At 31.0% G+C, this 17,617-nt stretch carries 17 protein-coding genes; 4 read left to right on the top strand and 13 right to left on the bottom strand.

The window, feature by feature from the left end; translation table 11 throughout:
- Positions 1 to 141: 141 nt before the first annotated feature.
- From AQ1685_RS17445 to miaB, 13 genes are all read right to left on the bottom strand, one after another.
- Positions 142 to 933, bottom strand: coding sequence for a hypothetical protein (locus tag AQ1685_RS17445; protein WP_095074259.1), 792 nt, complete (start codon positions 931 to 933; stop codon positions 142 to 144).
- A 56-nt stretch (positions 934 to 989) separates the two neighbouring features.
- Complete coding sequence (locus AQ1685_RS17440; protein WP_157730271.1) at positions 990 to 2,321, bottom strand: SH3 domain-containing protein; 1,332 nt, start codon at positions 2,319 to 2,321, stop codon at positions 990 to 992.
- Complete coding sequence (locus AQ1685_RS17435; RefSeq protein ID WP_157730270.1) at positions 2,311 to 2,892, bottom strand: hypothetical protein; 582 nt, start codon at positions 2,890 to 2,892, stop codon at positions 2,311 to 2,313. Before AQ1685_RS17435 ends, AQ1685_RS17440 begins: the two co-directional genes overlap by 11 nt.
- 21 nt (positions 2,893 to 2,913) lie before the next feature.
- Positions 2,914 to 3,471: an STM3941 family protein gene (locus AQ1685_RS17430; protein ID WP_157730269.1), complete on the bottom strand. Its 558-nt coding sequence runs from the start codon at positions 3,469 to 3,471 to the stop codon at positions 2,914 to 2,916.
- Between the two features lie 46 nt (positions 3,472 to 3,517).
- The gene (locus tag AQ1685_RS17425; protein WP_095074252.1) at positions 3,518 to 4,018 is read right to left on the bottom strand and encodes a hypothetical protein; all 501 of its coding nucleotides are present in this window, start codon (positions 4,016 to 4,018) and stop codon (positions 3,518 to 3,520) included.
- Positions 4,019 to 4,036: 18 nt separating this feature from the next.
- Positions 4,037 to 5,014 (bottom strand): hypothetical protein, encoded by a 978-nt coding sequence (locus tag AQ1685_RS17420; RefSeq protein ID WP_095074251.1) that lies wholly within the window; start codon positions 5,012 to 5,014, stop codon positions 4,037 to 4,039.
- 117 nt (positions 5,015 to 5,131) lie between these two features.
- Positions 5,132 to 6,769, bottom strand: coding sequence for a chaperonin GroEL (gene groL, locus AQ1685_RS17415; protein ID WP_095074250.1), 1,638 nt, complete (start codon positions 6,767 to 6,769; stop codon positions 5,132 to 5,134).
- A 35-nt stretch (positions 6,770 to 6,804) separates the two neighbouring features.
- A complete protein-coding gene (locus AQ1685_RS17410; protein WP_095074248.1) occupies positions 6,805 to 7,080 on the bottom strand; it encodes a co-chaperone GroES in 276 nt (91 codons plus the stop codon).
- Between the two features lie 174 nt (positions 7,081 to 7,254).
- Positions 7,255 to 7,593, bottom strand: coding sequence for a preprotein translocase subunit SecG (gene secG / locus AQ1685_RS17405; protein ID WP_095074247.1), 339 nt, complete (start codon positions 7,591 to 7,593; stop codon positions 7,255 to 7,257).
- On the bottom strand, positions 7,593 to 8,309 hold the full coding sequence (locus AQ1685_RS17400; protein ID WP_095074245.1) for a tetratricopeptide repeat protein: 717 nt from the start codon (positions 8,307 to 8,309) through the stop codon (positions 7,593 to 7,595). The genes secG and AQ1685_RS17400 overlap by 1 nt, the downstream gene beginning before the upstream one ends.
- Complete coding sequence (locus AQ1685_RS17395) at positions 8,303 to 8,821, bottom strand: LptE family protein (RefSeq protein WP_095074244.1); 519 nt, start codon at positions 8,819 to 8,821, stop codon at positions 8,303 to 8,305. The genes AQ1685_RS17400 and AQ1685_RS17395 overlap by 7 nt, the downstream gene beginning before the upstream one ends.
- A 24-nt stretch (positions 8,822 to 8,845) precedes the next feature.
- Positions 8,846 to 10,069: a sigma 54-interacting transcriptional regulator gene (locus AQ1685_RS17390; protein ID WP_095074243.1), complete on the bottom strand. Its 1,224-nt coding sequence runs from the start codon at positions 10,067 to 10,069 to the stop codon at positions 8,846 to 8,848.
- A 22-nt stretch (positions 10,070 to 10,091) separates the two neighbouring features.
- On the bottom strand, positions 10,092 to 11,546 hold the full coding sequence (gene miaB / locus AQ1685_RS17385) for a tRNA (N6-isopentenyl adenosine(37)-C2)-methylthiotransferase MiaB (RefSeq protein WP_095074241.1): 1,455 nt from the start codon (positions 11,544 to 11,546) through the stop codon (positions 10,092 to 10,094).
- Between the two features lie 203 nt (positions 11,547 to 11,749).
- Here miaB and topA point away from each other — a divergent pair, with 203 nt between their 5' ends.
- The 4 genes from topA (at position 11,750) to porL (ending at position 17,596) form a co-directional block, all read left to right on the top strand.
- Positions 11,750 to 14,233, top strand: coding sequence for a type I DNA topoisomerase (topA, locus tag AQ1685_RS17380; RefSeq protein WP_095074240.1), 2,484 nt, complete (start codon positions 11,750 to 11,752; stop codon positions 14,231 to 14,233).
- A gap of 38 nt (positions 14,234 to 14,271) precedes the next feature.
- Positions 14,272 to 15,435, top strand: coding sequence for a formimidoylglutamase (locus AQ1685_RS17375; RefSeq protein ID WP_095074238.1), 1,164 nt, complete (start codon positions 14,272 to 14,274; stop codon positions 15,433 to 15,435).
- A gap of 80 nt (positions 15,436 to 15,515) precedes the next feature.
- On the top strand, positions 15,516 to 16,892 hold the full coding sequence (porK, locus tag AQ1685_RS17370; RefSeq protein ID WP_095074236.1) for a T9SS ring complex lipoprotein PorK/GldK: 1,377 nt from the start codon (positions 15,516 to 15,518) through the stop codon (positions 16,890 to 16,892).
- 47 nt (positions 16,893 to 16,939) lie between these two features.
- Positions 16,940 to 17,596 carry a type IX secretion system motor protein PorL/GldL gene (porL, locus tag AQ1685_RS17365; RefSeq protein ID WP_095074234.1) on the top strand — a complete coding sequence of 219 codons (657 nt, stop codon included), beginning with the start codon at positions 16,940 to 16,942 and terminating at the stop codon, positions 17,594 to 17,596.
- The last annotated feature ends 21 nt before the right edge of the window (positions 17,597 to 17,617 follow it).

Raw genomic sequence — 17,617 nt, 5'->3', positions numbered from 1 at the left:
GAGGTTGAGATTATTAAAAAGTAATCCAGCCTCTTTTTAAATTATCATAAAGACTTAAGTTTTTTTTGAAATAATTAAATTCTATGAAAGAGAAATTTAGTTCGTCTGAAATGTATTATTAAGATTAATTTTTAGAACAGCCTATTTGTTAAATAGCCGTTTCCAAATACTTTTCTTTTTTTTCTGTTTAGAAACTTCAGAGTTAATAACTTCATATTTTGCAGAGGAAGCAATGGTTCCTGAATCTAAATTTTCTTTTTTTTCTATTTCAGCAAATTGTTTCCTAGCAGCATCTCTATATAATAAAGCGCCTTCTGGATCACAGTTGAACAAGTTAGAATAACAAACAGAACTGTTTAAATTCATAGGATTAGGTTCTACAATTTCAGTAGCTTCTAAAAGCCCAAGCCCTTTTTCGTGTGCATAAAACAAAGCTTTAAAAAAGATAGCAATTCGATCATGCGAGAATAGTGCATTAATTTCTTTTTGCAACACTTCATTAGTGTCATAATCATCTATCAATTGCATAACTTTTTCTGGCGGAATAAACTTTCCAGAACTATAATTTTCTAAAATCTGATTATGAACTTCGTTAGTAAGTTTTTCTTTTGGAAGTATGTCTTGCCAATTTTTAGTGTATTTAGACAAGTGTTTATCTTCTAGAAAAGAAATAGCGCTTCCTCTAACATAAAAATATTTTTCAAAAAAACCTTGAACAGCAGCTATGTAATATCCGTGAGTTTTATCAAAAACATCTTCAGGGGTTGTAACTAAAGCAATATCTATGAGTTCTTCATATTTATTAGTGTAAAACTCTTTAATATTGTATTTGATAGATAACTCGGTAATTAGAGTTTTATCATCAAGTACATTAAAATAACGTTCAATAATTTGTTCTTCAGAAATAGGATGATAGCTAATATCCCAACCCATATTAACTTATTTTTTGTTTTTATTTAGTTAACTGTTGATTTTTTGTTAGATGTTATTTAATCGTACCAATATACGTTAAAACTACGAGCTTTTTCGTCACAAAATAATTGCCAATTTATTTCCGAGCCACTGTTTTTATTTCTTACCACTCCAAACTCATAAAGTTTAGAAGGGTAATCATTATATCGCCAAAATTTTTGAATAGATTGGATAGGAAATAATTGTGTAATCGTTTTTAATGTTGTTGTGCTATCAATTTTAAACCCGTTGTATAAAATATGATTATTATTTAAACTAAAGTTTATATCAGCAAAGCTTACTTCTCCATTGAGTTCTTCATACTCAACTCCATTTTTATAATAGAATTTCATTTTTACATCGTCATATATCCAACCGCCACCACCATAGTCAAAATAATCATAAGGTGTAATTTGTTGAATATATAATATCCCGTTTTTATAGGTTCTATTGATTTTATCTGAAAAATCTTCTTTAACAACTTTATAATATTTTATACTATCTGGTTTCCCCATAACTTCTAAAAAACGGTTTAGCGTTGTGGTTGTTTTTAATTTTCCATTAATCAATAATTCTTGCGGTTCTATTCCTTTAGGAATTGATTTTGAAGATAAATTTTCAAAAGAAGAGAGATATCCATTAAACACATAACCTTCTTGCTTATTTAATAGTTTTACTTTACACCAGTTTCCTCTGATTTTACCAAGTTCAACATCATTAACAATCTCTTTTTTACTTGGTAGATCTTCAACCAACTCTAAAGGTGACATATATTTTAGAATAGTAATTCTTTCACCATTTAATGAAGGTGTTTTACGAACAGAAAGGCGATTTGCGGTAGTATAATAATACGTTTTTAATGAAGTACTATCAAAACTATTGAATAGTTGTAATAAAGCTTTTCCTTTGCTAAACTTACCATGTTTAGAAATACTTTTTTCATCAAGACCAGTTACATTGATATATTTAGCTATTTGATGATTAGTTCTTAGAAATTCACTAAAAATATAACCTTCTTTGGCATCTAATGTTCTAATCTTACATACAAACCCTTTAAGTTCCTTAATTCTAGAATCAAGATTAACGTAAGTATGCGTTAATGTTTCATGTTTTTCGATGATTTCAACAGGTTCTAAAAAATCGAGTGTATCTATTTTAGTAGAAGTGTAATCTATATTTGTATCACCGTATAATAAAGTTTCGTCATTTGCCACATAATGATATTTTGAATTTTGAAGCGGAACCTCTATAGGTATAGAGTCTTTCTTTTTTTCTATAGTTTTTTTAGGCTTATTTTCTTTAGTTGAGCAAGACAATAAAAGTCCTAAAAAAGACAGCAATATCATTTGAGTTGTTATTCTAATAACCATCATTATTGTTTAACTTGTGATGTACTATTTTCTTTTTATTTAAGATTTGATATTCAATTTTAACTTCAGTTTCATTAGCTTCAATCAACTTACAATATTGCAAGGGTAAAAGTTTATATTCATTATGTTCAAGACTTAGAACATTTGCAATAATTTCATCATAATTGGATCGGCATATATTTTTTTCTAAAATTCCTTTTTTTTCATAAATAAAAATTCTCTGAGGAGACAAAGGGTGGTGTTTAGTTCTTTCTAAACGGTATTTTGAATTTAATTGAATTTGTTGATAATCACCATAGGTAGAAAAATAATTTAAAATACCCAAAAAAGGGATAGCCATGGGGAGTATACTCAATAAAATAATTGAAATTAATACAATGGAAAATATTTTAATAAATCGCTTTTTCCAAAACCTGAAAACAATCAAGAAAGTCATGGATAACCAAGTCCAATTGATAAACTTTTCTGAGTAATATCCTGAATAACTATAATCATAAAAACTAAGTAGTATTCCTATCCCAAATACAAATGAAATAATTAGATATAGAAATATTAAAAGTTTTTGAATCAATTTTATATGTTTTATCTTAGGTTATAATGACGTATTATTTTTACTACTTTCAAGACCAGTTTGTAAAAGTTTTTCTAACTCTTTAAAATCAATTTTCAAACTATTAGAAGAAATAGAAATAGGAGTTCCATTCATTTTCATATTAGAGCGCAATAATTTTTTAGTTGTCTTATTTTTAGCTTTATATAAGTATTCTTCAGGGTTAACAACATCGATGATAATAATTTTTGTAGGCATTATTTTTTTGACCGTGATATAAGTAATGTCTTTCCAGGCTATAAATCCGACACTAGCAGCATTTGAGTTGTCAAAAATCCCTTCAGCGTCTATGGTTAGTCCAGGTTTTTTATCTTTTAATTTTCTTAAGGCGTACAAACCAATAGCTCCAAAGAATAAAATATCGATAACACTAATAATTTTAATTACAATTGGAATTCTAAAAATTTTAAAAGGAAAATTATAAAATAACTGAGTGTTGAAAAATAGCCAAACCCCAGCTATAACAAACAGTATAGCTCCTAAAACAGATAAAAAAAGTTTGGTTTTACTTAATGGAATTTCAATTTTTTCTTTCATCATAATCTATATATTTTACTACTTTTTTTAATTTGTTTAATGATTTCAGTTATTCCCAATTACTTTCATCCTCAACAGGATTAGGTAATCTTCCTTCTAACATACTTTTAATCCATTTAGGATCAATATAATTATAGGTAGATTCTAATACCCATGATAAAAATTCGTTAGGTCCACCGTTTAAATAGGGCGGAGGAGAAACGGGTTTAAATACAGTTGGAAGAGGTTCTTGAACTGAAATATAGTTTAAAACAAAACCTAATTCTTGTACAACATTCCAAGCAAGTGTGTGTTCTATGTTAATATTTAATTTAACCCACCAATAAGCATCAGGTGTTAAATCACTAGAGAGCACTTCTACACTTGGTATTGTATTTAAAAAATCAACAAGAACAGGCAAGCCATCTTGCAATACTTTATGGTCTATGTATTCACTAGGAGGTGTGATAGATTCTAGTTTTTTAATAATATGTGCATTTAAGCTAACATTTGCGTCGTTAGCTTCCTTTTCTAAAGCCTTATTTAGTTTTTTAGGTAAGTTGATTTCCATTTTTTAATTCTATTTCATTTAAAATTCTTTGAAAACTAAGTTATAAAAAGGAGAGCCCAATTGTAATTTTCCTTCCCAATTACCATTAGCTAATTTTTCGAGGTGCAAACTGTAGTATGCATGTGTTTTCTTTTTTGCAAATTTATCCCAGTGAAAATCATCTGCTTGAATCACATTATCTTTTACTGTTGCATCAGTATATTTTTCAGCTTTTTTCAGGACATCTTTCCATCTATAAATTGTAGCCTTACCTTCTTTTCCTATTTTAAAGATCAAGATACTATAATTTAATTTTCTATTAAAGGCAGTTCCTTCTCCTTTTAAAAATTTATTTGCCATATCTGGCCTTCGGATTATTGTTTTAGAAGGTAGTAATAAGTTTTTTCCGTAGTCTGAGAAAAAAGGTGTTAATTCTGAAAATGGTAATTCCAATGTTTCATTTTCTAACCTTAAGAACACAATAACTAATTTATCTTCTTGTATTTTATATGAGAGTGCAACGTTATGTTTTAAGGAAGGAACTTTTCCAATCTCTACTAACTCGTTTATTTTTTTTGAAATTTTCTCATGTAAATTTTGTCTTCCTTTTTTATTAAACAGATCATTCAATTCAAAGAAATCACCTGTACGTTTATCAAAATGCTCCAAATAAGTAATTGATTTTCCATTCAATTTTTGATCAAGTTGAATACAAATTATATTCTTGTTTAGCTTACGTTGTTTCCAGCTAATAAATTCATAATCATTGTTAACGATATCTTTGTCTAAAACTTTTTCAAACGGATTGACATTGAAAATCCCAGGGAGATGAAGTAGGTATTTTAACTGAAGAAAATAATTTACTTTTTGTTCAATATCAGAATGAGTGTTATATTCTAAAACAGGAAATTTATGTGTTTTGTTATTTCCTTCAATTTCTATTAATTCTTGTGAAAACGCATCACTATTTGAAAAGAATATCAGTAAAAAAAAGATAAGAAGCTTTTTGTAGTACATTTCATCATATATTTAAGTAAAAATAAAAAAGCAATCTCAAAATGAGATTGCTTTTTATATATGTGTATAGTCTAAAAAAATATTTGATAGAATTTTTAAACTATTTGTAATCTAAAATTACATCATTCCAGGCATTCCACCACCCATTGGAGGCATTCCAGCAGCAGCGCCACCTTCTTCTTTAATATCTACTAAAGCACATTCAGTAGTTAAGATCATACCAGAAACAGATGCAGCATTTTCTAAAGCAACACGAGTTACTTTCTTAGGATCAATAATACCAGCTTCTAACATATCTACATATTGTTCAGTTTTAGCATCATATCCGAAGTTACTTTCACCTTCTAATACTTTGTTGATTACTACAGAACCTTCACCACCAGCATTTTCAACGATAGTACGTAAAGGAGCTTCAATTGCACGGTTTACAATTTGAACACCTGTAGTTTCATCTAAATTATCTGTAGTTAATGTTTCTAATACTTTCTTAGCGCGTACTAAAGCAACACCACCACCAGCAACAATACCTTCTTCTACAGCTGCACGAGTAGCATGTAAAGCATCATCAACGCGATCTTTCTTTTCTTTCATTTCTACTTCTGAAGCAGCACCAACATATAATACAGCAACACCACCAGCTAATTTAGCTAAACGCTCTTGTAATTTTTCGCGGTCATAATCTGAAGTAGTCGTTTCGATTTGTGCTTTAATTTGGTTTACACGAGCTTTAATTTGCTCTTCATCACCAGCACCGTTTACAACAGTTGTGTTGTCTTTATCTATTGTTACTGTTTCAGCAGTTCCTAATAAATCTAAAGTTGCATTTTCTAAAGAGAAACCTCTTTCTTCAGAAATTACAGTACCACCAGTTAAGATTGCGATGTCTTCTAACATTGCTTTTCTTCTATCACCAAATCCAGGAGCTTTAACAGCAGCGATTTTTAATCCTCCTCTTAATTTGTTTACTACTAAAGTAGCTAATGCTTGTCCGTCTACATCTTCAGCAATAATTAATAAAGGACGACCAGATTGAGCAACTGGCTCTAAAATTGGTAAAATCTCTTGTAAGTTAGAAATTTTCTTATCGAATAATAAGATGTATGGGTTTTCTAACTCAGCGATCATTTTATCAGCATTTGTTACGAAGTAAGGCGATAAATATCCTCTATCAAATTGCATTCCTTCTACAACATCTACATACGTATCAGTTCCTTTAGCTTCTTCAACAGTAATAACACCTTCTTTACCAACTTTACCAAAAGCAGTAGCAATTAAATCACCAATTACAGTGTCATTATTTGCTGAAATAGAAGCAACTTGTTGAATTTTTTCTGAAGAATCACCCACTTCTTTAGCTTGTTTCGCTAAATCTTCAGTTAAAGCAGTTACAGCTTTATCGATTCCTCTTTTTAAATCCATTGGATTTGCTCCAGCTGCAACGTTTTTTAATCCTTCTTTTACGATTGCTTGTGCTAAAACGGTAGCAGTTGTTGTACCATCACCAGCTAAATCGTTAGTCTTAGAAGCAACTTCTTTTACCATTTGTGCTCCCATATTCTCAAGAGCATCTTCTAATTCTACTTCTTTTGCTACAGAAACTCCATCTTTAGTTACATGAGGAGCTCCAAAAGATTTAGAAATAATTACATTACGACCTTTTGGTCCTAAAGTTACTTTTACAGCATTTGCTAATGCATCTACACCACGTTTTAAACCGTCGCGAGCTTCAATATCAAATTTTATATCTTTTGCCATTTTGTGTTTTGTTTTTTAATAGATTAATTGATTGTTTAGATGATCGCTAAAATATCCGATTCTCTCATCATTAAGTAATCTTTTCCTTCAAATTTAAGTTCAGTTCCAGAGAACTTACCGTATAAAACCGTATCGCCAACTTTTACAGTTAAAGGCTCATCTTTTTTACCATTTCCAACTGCTACAACAGTTCCTTTTTGAGGTTTTTCTTTTGCGTTGTCAGGTATGATAATTCCTGAAGCGGTAGTAGTTTCAGCTGCAGCTGGTTCTACAAGAACTCTATCTGCTAAAGGTTTGATGTTTAATCCCATTTTATTTAAAAATTATTGATTAATCTTAATTTATATTCTCCTTTTATTTGACAGAAATTGTGCCATTGAAATAAAACTGACAATTTTTCTTAGGAGTCTTGTTTTCTTAAAAAAAGCAATAAAAAAATGCCAACGTGTCATCGTTGGCATTTTGTAATTTATGTCGTATAAAATTTACTGTACTGAGTCTTTTGTTGCAGGAGGTGTTGTTTCAGCAGGAGCTGTAGTTTCAATACCTTCTAACGATTCTTTAAGATCAGGATTGTTTGCGCTGTTTGCTCTAGGAATGGCAAAGTTAGCTAATAAAATTAAAGCAAACATTGCGATAGCTAATGTCCATGTAGTACGATCTAAAAAGTTGTTTGTGTTTTGAACACCTCCGATGTTCATACCACCGCCTCCACCGAAAGAAGATGATAATCCTCCTCCTTTAGGGTTTTGAACCATTACAATTAAAATTAAAGCTACTGCAACAATTAAGATTAATATTAAAAGTAAATTATACGTTGTCATTATTTTATATTTTGTAAAATTCTTATTTTTTTAATCTGGTCTGCAAAGAAACCACTTTTTTCTGGATATTTCAAACTTAATATTTCATAAGCTTTTATTGCGTTATCATATTTCTTTTGTTCTAGATAAATTCTAGCTAAAGTTTCAGTCATTAATGTAGGTTCTTGATTTACTACATTTTGTTTTGAAGGGACTGAAGCATTCTTGTTAACCCTAGATATTTTGGGGTTATTATTAATAAAACGATCAATAATATCTTCTTGAATATTTCTCTCTTTTTTCTCTATTTTTTCTTCTGGAATTTCAGGAATATCTGAAGATAATTGTAACCATTGGTTGAAAGAAAAAGCTTCGTTTTTAGTAAAAGTTAACGGTTTTCCTATTTCAAGTTCTTCTTCAATACTTTCTTTTTTGTCTTTTTTAGGATTACTTTCTTTTCTCTTGTCTTCTTGTGATTTACTCGTAATTTCAGACTGTTTAAAAATAGTCGAAGTAATGAAATTAAATAAAATAGCTCTGTCTAAAGTGTGAGCAGCAGCTAATTTTAATTCATTGTTATATCGAAAACTTTTTTGATCTTTTAAAGCTTTTAAATGTAATACTCTAGCAGATTGAAAATATGGATATTTATCTACAATAGACTGTAATTCACTTGAATTTATATCCTGAATTTTTTCAGGCTGATTAAGGATTTCTATGTAGTTTTCTTTTACCATTTAGCAACAGAAGCATTAAAGATATCTTGATGTATTCTTGTCAAAATTTCATCTAAGGCAGCTTCTAAAACTGATCCAGATAATTGTTGAGCTGCACCATAATCTGAATAAAAAGAAAATTGTTTTTCAAAATCATCTTCTTCTTTCTTTGAGTTTGTATATCTAACATTAACTACAATAGTTAATCTATTCTGAGCAGCACTTTGACTTCCTTGACTAGAAGTTGCACTCATAGGTGTAATTCTATAGTCAATAATTTCACCTTCAAAACGCAGATCACCTCCAGCTCTTACTAAAGTTAAATTCGTTTGTCTTGTAAATAAATCTTGTAAGTCTTGAGTAAAACGTTGACTTAAACTTGGTTCTACTAAAGGAGCTTGATTTGGAAAGAAGTCTATTTGAATAGTTTCAGCATCGCCAATATCACCTTTTCCAGTGAATGAATACGCACCACATCCTATCAAGATAATAAGACTAAAGCTGTAGAAAAGTATAAGTATGCTTTTTTTCATTTTTTAGTTGACTTTGCTATCGATTTATAAATCGTATTGTTTTATCTTTCTATATAAAGTTCGCTCAGAAATTCCTAATTCTTTAGCGGCTAGTTTACGTTTTCCTTTATTTCGTTCTAGCGATTTTTTAATCATCTCTACTTCTTTTTCTTGTAAAGATAGGTTTTCGTGTTCTTCTATAGTCTCAATAAAATCATAATTATTCTGTGGAGCTATCTCAGGAATTTCAACAACTTCTACATTATGTGTAGGTGTTTCTTCGTTGTAAATACGTTGAATTAAATTCCTGTTTTCTTCTTGAACTTCAGTGCTATTGCCATTTTGCATTAAATCTAAAGTAAGTTTCTTTAAATCATTAATGTCATTACGCATGTCGAATAAAATCTTATACATAATGTCTCTTTCATTTGCAAAATCGTTATTTGAAGAATTAGAATTGCCAACAACCATTGGTAAATTCCCAGAGATATTAGGAAGATATTGAGCAATAATTTCAGATGAAATTATTCTATTTTCTTCCATAATTGATATTTGTTCGGCAATATTTTTAAGTTGTCTAATATTTCCTGGAAAATGATAGTTTAATAATAAATTGCTAGCATTTTCATCTAAACGAATTACAGGAATTCTATTTTTTTGAGCGAAATCTGAAGCAAATTTTCTAAATAATAATTTAATATCTGTTCCTCTTTCTCTTAAAGGAGGAAGCCCGATTTCTATAGTACTTAAACGGTAATATAAATCTTCTCTGAATTTTCCTTTTTTTATGGCTTCATGCATATTAACGTTGGTAGCAGCCACAATTCGAACATTTGTTTTTTGTACTTGAGAAGATCCTACTTTTATAAATTCCCCATTTTCTAAAACACGAAGTAAGCGAACTTGAGTTGTTAAAGGCAATTCTCCAACTTCATCTAAGAAAATTGTTCCACCATCTGCAACTTCAAAATATCCTTTCCTTGTTTGAGTAGCTCCTGTAAAAGCTCCTTTTTCATGACCGAAAAGTTCACTATCTATAGTCCCTTCTGGAATTGCTCCACAGTTTACAGCAATATATTTTGCATGCTTTCTGTGAGATAACTGATGAATAATTTTAGGAATGCTTTCTTTTCCAACACCACTTTCACCAATTACTAAAGCAGAAATATCTGTAGGAGCAACTCGAACCGCTTTTTCAATGGCTCTATTGAGTTGTATATCGTTACCGATAATTCCAAATCGTTGTTTTACTGCTTGTAAACTTTCCATTCTTTTTCTTCTAGATTATTTTTTAATTGTTTTCAGAATACCCAACAGCAGTTCCTTTTAATGTAGTAGAAGTACAATCTTCTATTTTTACATTAACAAAATCACCAATCTTGTAGTGTTCTTTAGGAAATACTACAACAGTATTTTGGGTATTTCTACCTTTCCATTCATTTTCACTCTTTTTAGAAGTTCCCTCAATTAAAACTTCTTGAACTTTTCCAACATGTTCTTTCGCTCTATATAAACTATGTTCTTGTTGTAAGTTTATAATTTCTTGTAATCTTCTTTTTTTGACAGCTAAAGGAATGTCATCTTCCATTTTTTTAGCAGCAAGAGTTCCAGGTCTTTCAGAATAAGCAAACATAAAACCGAAGCTATATTTTACTTTTTCCATTAAATCTAAAGTGTCTTGATGATCCTGTTCTGTTTCTCCACAGAAACCAGCAATCATATCTTGACTTAAATTCATTTCAGGAACGATCTTGTAAATATTTTCTATTAACTCTAGGTATTCTTCACGAGTATGTAATCTGTTCATGGCTTTTAACATGGTGTTACTTCCACTTTGAATAGGTAAGTGAATGTATTTACAGATGTTTTTATGTTTAGCCATAATATGAATTACATCTAAAGTCATGTCTTGCGGATTAGATGTCGAAAAACGGAAACGCATTTTAGGAAACTCAGTAGCACACATATCTAAAAGCTGTGCGAAATTTACTGCAGTTGCCTGAGCCATTTCAGAAGCTTTATGGAAATCTTTCTTTAATCCTCCACCATACCATAAATATGAATCAACATTCTGTCCAAGTAAAGTGATTTCTTTAAAGTTTTGCTCGTGCATCGAACGAATTTCTTCAATAATACTTTGCGGATCTCTACTTCGTTCTCTTCCTCTAGTAAAAGGAACTACGCAGAAAGTACACATATTATCACAACCTCTTGTAATAGATACAAATGCAGAAACTCCGTTAGAATTTAAACGAACAGGAGAAACATCGGCATAAGTTTCTTCTTTAGATAGAATTACATTTACAGCATCTCTACCAGCTTCCACTTCTTCTACTAAATTAGGTAAATCACGATAAGCATCAGGTCCTACAACTAAATCAACTATTTTTTCTTCTTCTAGAAATTTAGCTTTTAAACGTTCAGCCATACAACCCAAAACTCCAACTTTCATTTTAGGATTGTGCTTTTTAGCATGATTGTATTTTTGTAGTCTATTACGAACAGTTTGTTCTGCTTTTTCTCTAATAGAGCAAGTATTTACTAAAACTAAATCAGCTTCATTAATATCTCCAGTAGTATTAAAACCTTGTTCCGCAAGAATAGCAGCAACAATTTCACTATCATTCATGTTCATTTGACAGCCATAACTTTCAATAAAAAGTTTCTTGCTATTACCTTCTTTCTGCTCTGTTAATAAAGGTTTTCCTTGTTTTTTTTCGTCTATAACTTTTTCAACCTGATCCATAATCTTATCTCTTGTAAGTAGTAGGCAAAGATACAACCAATTTTATGATTATGTGACAAATTGTCATTAAATAATGTGTTGTTCTAAATTTAAATTAGCGTTAATTCTTTCAAAACAATTCCTAATAAAAAAAAACTCTATACTTTTGCAATTTAAAATGCACTGTATATATGGTGTAACAAAAAATCTATAAGAAAAGATACATGGCAAAGAATTTAGTAATTGTAGAGTCTCCTGCAAAAGCAAAAACTATTGAGAAATTTTTAGGTAAAGATTTTCAAGTTGAGTCAAGTTACGGACACATTGCAGATTTACCATCTAAAGAATTAGGTGTTAATGTAGACGGAGATTTTAAACCTAAGTATATTGTTTCTTCAGATAAGAAATCGGTAGTTAAAAAGTTAAAGGATTTAGCTAAGAAAGCAGAAATGGTTTGGTTAGCATCCGATGAAGATCGAGAAGGAGAAGCTATTGCATGGCACTTAGCAGAACAATTAAAGTTAAATAAAGACAATACAAAACGTATTGTATTTAACTCAATTACTAAAAATGCAATTTTAAAAGCCATAGAAAATCCGAGAACTATCAATTATGATTTAGTAGATGCGCAACAGGCAAGACGTGTACTAGATAGGATTGTAGGATATGAATTATCTCCTGTATTATGGAGAAAAGTAAAAGCAGGTTTATCTGCAGGTAGAGTTCAGTCTGTAGCTGTACGTTTAATTGTAGAACGTGAACGTGACATTGAAAACTTTAAACCTGTAGCTTCTTATAGAGTAGATGCTGAGTTTACTAATGCAGATGGTAAAAAATTCAAGGCAAAATTGCCAAAGAATTTTTCTACTAAAGAAGAAGCAGAAGCTTTTTTAAATTCATGTTTGTCTGCAGATTTTTCAGTTTCAGATTTACAAACAAAACCAGCTAAGAAATCGCCGGCTGCACCTTTTACAACATCAACATTACAACAAGAGGCTTCTCGTAAGTTAGGTTTTCCTGTTGCAAAAACGATGTTAATGGCGCAACGTTTATATGAAGCTGGATTGATTACTTATATGAGAACTGATAGTGTAAATTTATCTTCTGAAGCAGTTAATGCAGCAGCGGAAGAAATTGAAGCTTCTTATGGTAAAGAGTATAGTAAGCCTAGGAATTTCTCTACAAAATCTAAAGGAGCACAAGAAGCTCACGAAGCTGTTCGACCTACTAATATGGCGGTTCATACTGTTTCTGTAGATTATGATCAAGATAGATTGTATAGTTTAATTTGGAAAAGAACTATTGCTTCTCAAATGAGTGAAGCTCAGTTAGAAAGAACTAATGTTAAAATTTCTAACAATAAAAATGATAAAGATTTTTCTGCAAATGGAGAGGTAATTACATTTGAAGGTTTCTTAAAAGTATATTTAGAAGGAACAGATAATGAAGAAGAAGAACAAGCAGGAATGTTACCGAAAATGAAGGTAGGCGAAGAGTTAAATAATGAATATATTACAACGACGCAACGTTATACTCGTCCTCCTGCAAGATATACAGAAGCTTCTTTAGTAAAACACTTAGAAGAGTTAGGTATAGGTAGACCTTCTACTTATGCGCCAACAATTTCTACAGTACAAAGAAGAGGTTATGTAGAAAAAGGAACTGCTGAAGGAGTTGAACGTGAATATATTCAATTAGTTTTGAAATCAGATTCAATTAAAGAACAGGTTTTAATAGAAAAAGTAGGTTCAGATAAAGGAAAAATGATGCCAACCGATATTGGAAACATTGTGAATGACTTTTTGGTTGAGAACTTTTCAAGTATTCTAGATTACGGATTTACTGCTAAAGTAGAAAGTGATTTCGATAATATTGCTGGAGGAAAAGAAGATTGGACTTCAGTAATTAAAGATTTTTATAAAGGTTTTCATCCAACTGTTGAAGATGTTGCTGAAAATGCAGAAAGAGCTAGTGGACAAAGATTATTAGGGATCGATCCTGATTCTGGTAAAAATGTATACGTACGTTTAGGAAGGTTCGGAGCTATGGTTCAAATTGGTGAGGCTACAGATGAAGAAAAACCTAAATTTGCAAGTTTACAAGGTGATCAAACCATGAGTTCTATTACTTATGAAGAGGCTATGGACTTATTTAAGTTACCTAAGACTTTAGGTGATTATGAAGAAAAAGAAGTTGTAGTAGCAAATGGTAGATATGGACCTTATATAAAATTTGATGGAAAGTATGTTTCGTTAGATAAAGATGAAAATCCGATGTCAGTAGATATGGACAGAGCTATTGAACTTATCGAAGCAAAAAGAAAAGCAGATGCTCCTATTGGAGAATATGAAGGATTCCCAATACAAAAAGGAGTTGGTAGGTTTGGACCATTTATTAAATGGAATTCAATCTTTATTAATGTGAATAAAAAGTATGATTTTGATAATTTAACACAATCAGACTTAGAAGAATTAATAGAAGATAAGAAGAAGAAAGAAAGAGAAAAATTAATTCACAACTGGGAAGATGTTGGTATTCGAGTTGAAAAAGCACGATGGGGAAGATTCAATGTAATTAAGGGTAAAACTAAAATAGAGTTGCCTAAAACTACTGAAATTGAAAAATTCACAAAAGAAGATGCGGTTAAGTTAGTTGATTCGAAAAAATCAACTAAAAAAACAACTAGAAAGACATCTAAAAAGAAATAAATTTATATATTGCTCAGCATTCACTAATCCCCAAATTAATGAATACAGATTTTTTATCTCCTATCAGTAAAAAAATAACAGCTAGTTTAGCTGATTTACCAACTGAAACTTTAGGAAATAAGATAATGATCCACTCAGAAGAAAGTGGTTTTCCTGACTTAGAAAATGTCAGCGTAGCTCTAGTAGGAGTTAAGGAAGGGAGGAAATCAATTAATAACCTTGGTAGTGGAGAGGATTTATCGAAAATAAGACAAGGTTTTTACAAATTGTTTCCTGGTGATTGGAATATTACTATAGCCGATTTAGGAAATATAGAACAAGGAAATACTGTAGAAGATACATATTTCGCTGTGTCTAATGTGGTGTCGGCTTTAGTAAAACAGAATATAACTGTAGTTATAATCGGAGGAGGGCAAGATGTAACATATGCTAATTATAGAGCATATGATACATTAGAACAAACAATAAATTTAGTATCAGTAGATAGTCATTTCAATCTAGGAACATTAGAAGATGATTTGAACTCTCAATCTTATTTAAGTAAGATTATAATGGAGGAACCAAACAATCTGTTTAATTACAGTAATATTGGCTACCAAACGTATTATAACTCACAAGACGAGATTAAACTTTTACAAAATTTATATTTTGATGCTTTTAGATTGGGAGAAGTTAATAATAATATATCGTTAGTAGAACCTATTCTAAGAGATGCAGATATCGTTAGTATAGATATTGGAAGTATTAAGCAAAGTGATGCGCCAGGAAACGGAAATGCAAATCCGAATGGTTTTTTTGGAGATAAACTTTGTGCAATAGCAAGATATGCAGGAATAAGTGACAAAGTATCTTCTTTTGGTGTCTATGAGTATAACGATAGATTTGATAATTATAACCAAACATCTAGTCTAATTGCCCAAGCAATTTGGTATTTCGTCGAAGGTGTTAATTATAGAGCGAAGGATTATCCGTATTGTTGCAAAAAAAATTACGAAAAGTTTAGTGTAATTTTAGACGATGATGACCCTATCAATTTCTATAAGAGCGATAAAAGTGGTCGTTGGTGGATGGAGATTAATCTAATTACAGATAATAAATATCGAAGACATGCGTTAATACCATGTGCCTACCAAGATTATTTGAAGGCTATAGAACAAAAAATTCCTGAAAGATGGTACAAAGCACAGCAAAAGCTAACATAAAAAAGTTATATTTGCGTTCCTTGGTAGAAAAATGTTGAATAAAATTATAAAAAAGTTACAAACTCTTTAATAGAAAAAATATGAAGAAAGTAGCACTGTTTACCCTAATAATAGCACTCGTTTACAGTTGTGGTTCTAACAATGATAGAGGAGAGCTTACTGGTGTTAAATCAAAGAGAAAATGGTTCGCAGAAAAACCTTACGGAATGGTTTTTATTAAAGGTGGTTCGTTTACTATGGGTAAACAAGATGAAGACCCATTAGGCGCTATGAATGCCCCAACAAGAACAGTTACAGTTCAACCATTTTATATGGATGAAACCGAAATTACTAACAGTGAATACAAACAATTCGTTCATTGGGTTAGAGATTCTGTAATTAGAACAAAATTAGCGTATCAAGCAGAATTTGCACTTGGAGATGAAGATTTAACAGGTGATGGTGCAAAAAGAGCAGAAGGAATTCAATTGTATGCTTTTGCATCTAAAGATACGACAAACGAATCTCCATACCAGAAATATATGAGAGAGAACTACTACGAAGTAGGAGAAGGGATAGATTCTATAAAACCATTAAATTGGGAAGAAGAGTTAGTATGGAATAAAGAAGATTACCCAGATGAAGATTATGTAGAAGTAATGGATTCTCTATACATTAAAAAAGATGAGTCTTTAAATGGTATAAGAACATTTAATACAAAATTATTAAACTACAGATATTTTTGGTTTGACAATGAAGAAGCAGCTAGAACAGGTAAAAACAGAAAAGATTTCTTAAAAGATGAAACTTTAAATGTGTACCCAGATACTACTGTATGGATTAAAGACTTCAACTACTCTTATAACGATCCAATGCACCAAGAGTATTTTGCACATAAAGCATTCGAAGATTATCCAGTTGTTGGTATTAGTTGGCATCAAGCAAGAGCTTTTTGTCACTGGAGAACTAAAAACAAAAACTCTTATCAAAGATCAAAGAAAAATCTAGGTTTAGTTCCAGCGTTTAGGTTACCTACAGAAGCAGAATGGGAATATGCCGCTCGTGGAGGTTTAGATTATGCAAAATATCCATGGGGAGGTCCAAGTACAACGAGTGATAGGGGCTGTTTCTTAGCAAACTTTAAGCCAGTACGTGGAGATTATGCTGCCGATGGTGCTTTATACACAGTAGAAGCTGTTTCGTATAATCCAAATGGATTTGGATTGTATAACATGGCAGGTAATGTTGCAGAGTGGACTAACACAGCTTATAACCAAATGTCTTATTACATGGGGTCAACAATGAACCCAAATGTTGAAAATAGAGAAAATCATCGTAAAATTGTTCGTGGAGGTTCTTGGAAAGATGTAGCTTACTTTTTAGAAGTTGGTTCTCGTGATTGGGAATATGCAGATACGGCTAGAAGTTACATAGGTTTCAGAACAGTTCAAGATTACCTTGGTACAAAAAAACAGTAAATAAATAAACATAATAAAAATCCCTAATTAATAAAAATTTTAGAATTATGGCACAATCAAACTCAACTAAGAAATTATTCAACATGGCTTATGGTTTAGGAGCTGCAATTGTGATTCTTGGAGCGTTATTCAAGATCCAGCACATTAAGCTTGGTCCTTTAACAGGTGGACTTATGCTTACCATAGGTATGATTGTAGAGGCTGTTGTATTCGCATTATCTGCATTTGAACCTGTTGAAGATGAATTAGATTGGACTAAAGTTTATCCTGAATTAGCAGACGGATCTTCTACTGGTAAAAAGAAGAAAGAAAAAGAAGCTACTCCAGAAGAAGCTCAATCATTATTATCTCAAAAATTAGATAATATTTTAAAAGAGGCTAAATTAGATGCACAATTAGTATCTAGGTTAGGAGACAGTATTAAAGGTTTCCAAGGAGCTGTTGAGCCTTTAGCACAAGCATCTCAATCTATTTCTGCTACAAACAACTACAATGAGCAAATATCTAAAGCAGCTTCTCAAATGGCTTCTTTAAATAGCTTATATCAAACGCAAGTAGAAAATGCTTCAAAGCAAACAGAATTAAATTCTGCAATGGTTGAAAATAGCCAACGTTTACAAGAACAAATGCAATCTTTAGCAACAAACTTATCTTCATTAAATGGAGTGTATGGTGGAATGCTTACTGCTATGAGCACTAAATAATTTAAACATTAACTAAGCAAA

This window comes from Tenacibaculum jejuense (genome assembly GCF_900198195.1).
GTDB lineage: Bacteria > Bacteroidota > Bacteroidia > Flavobacteriales > Flavobacteriaceae > Polaribacter > Polaribacter jejuensis.
This window is presented reverse-complemented; position numbering and strand designations above follow the sequence as displayed.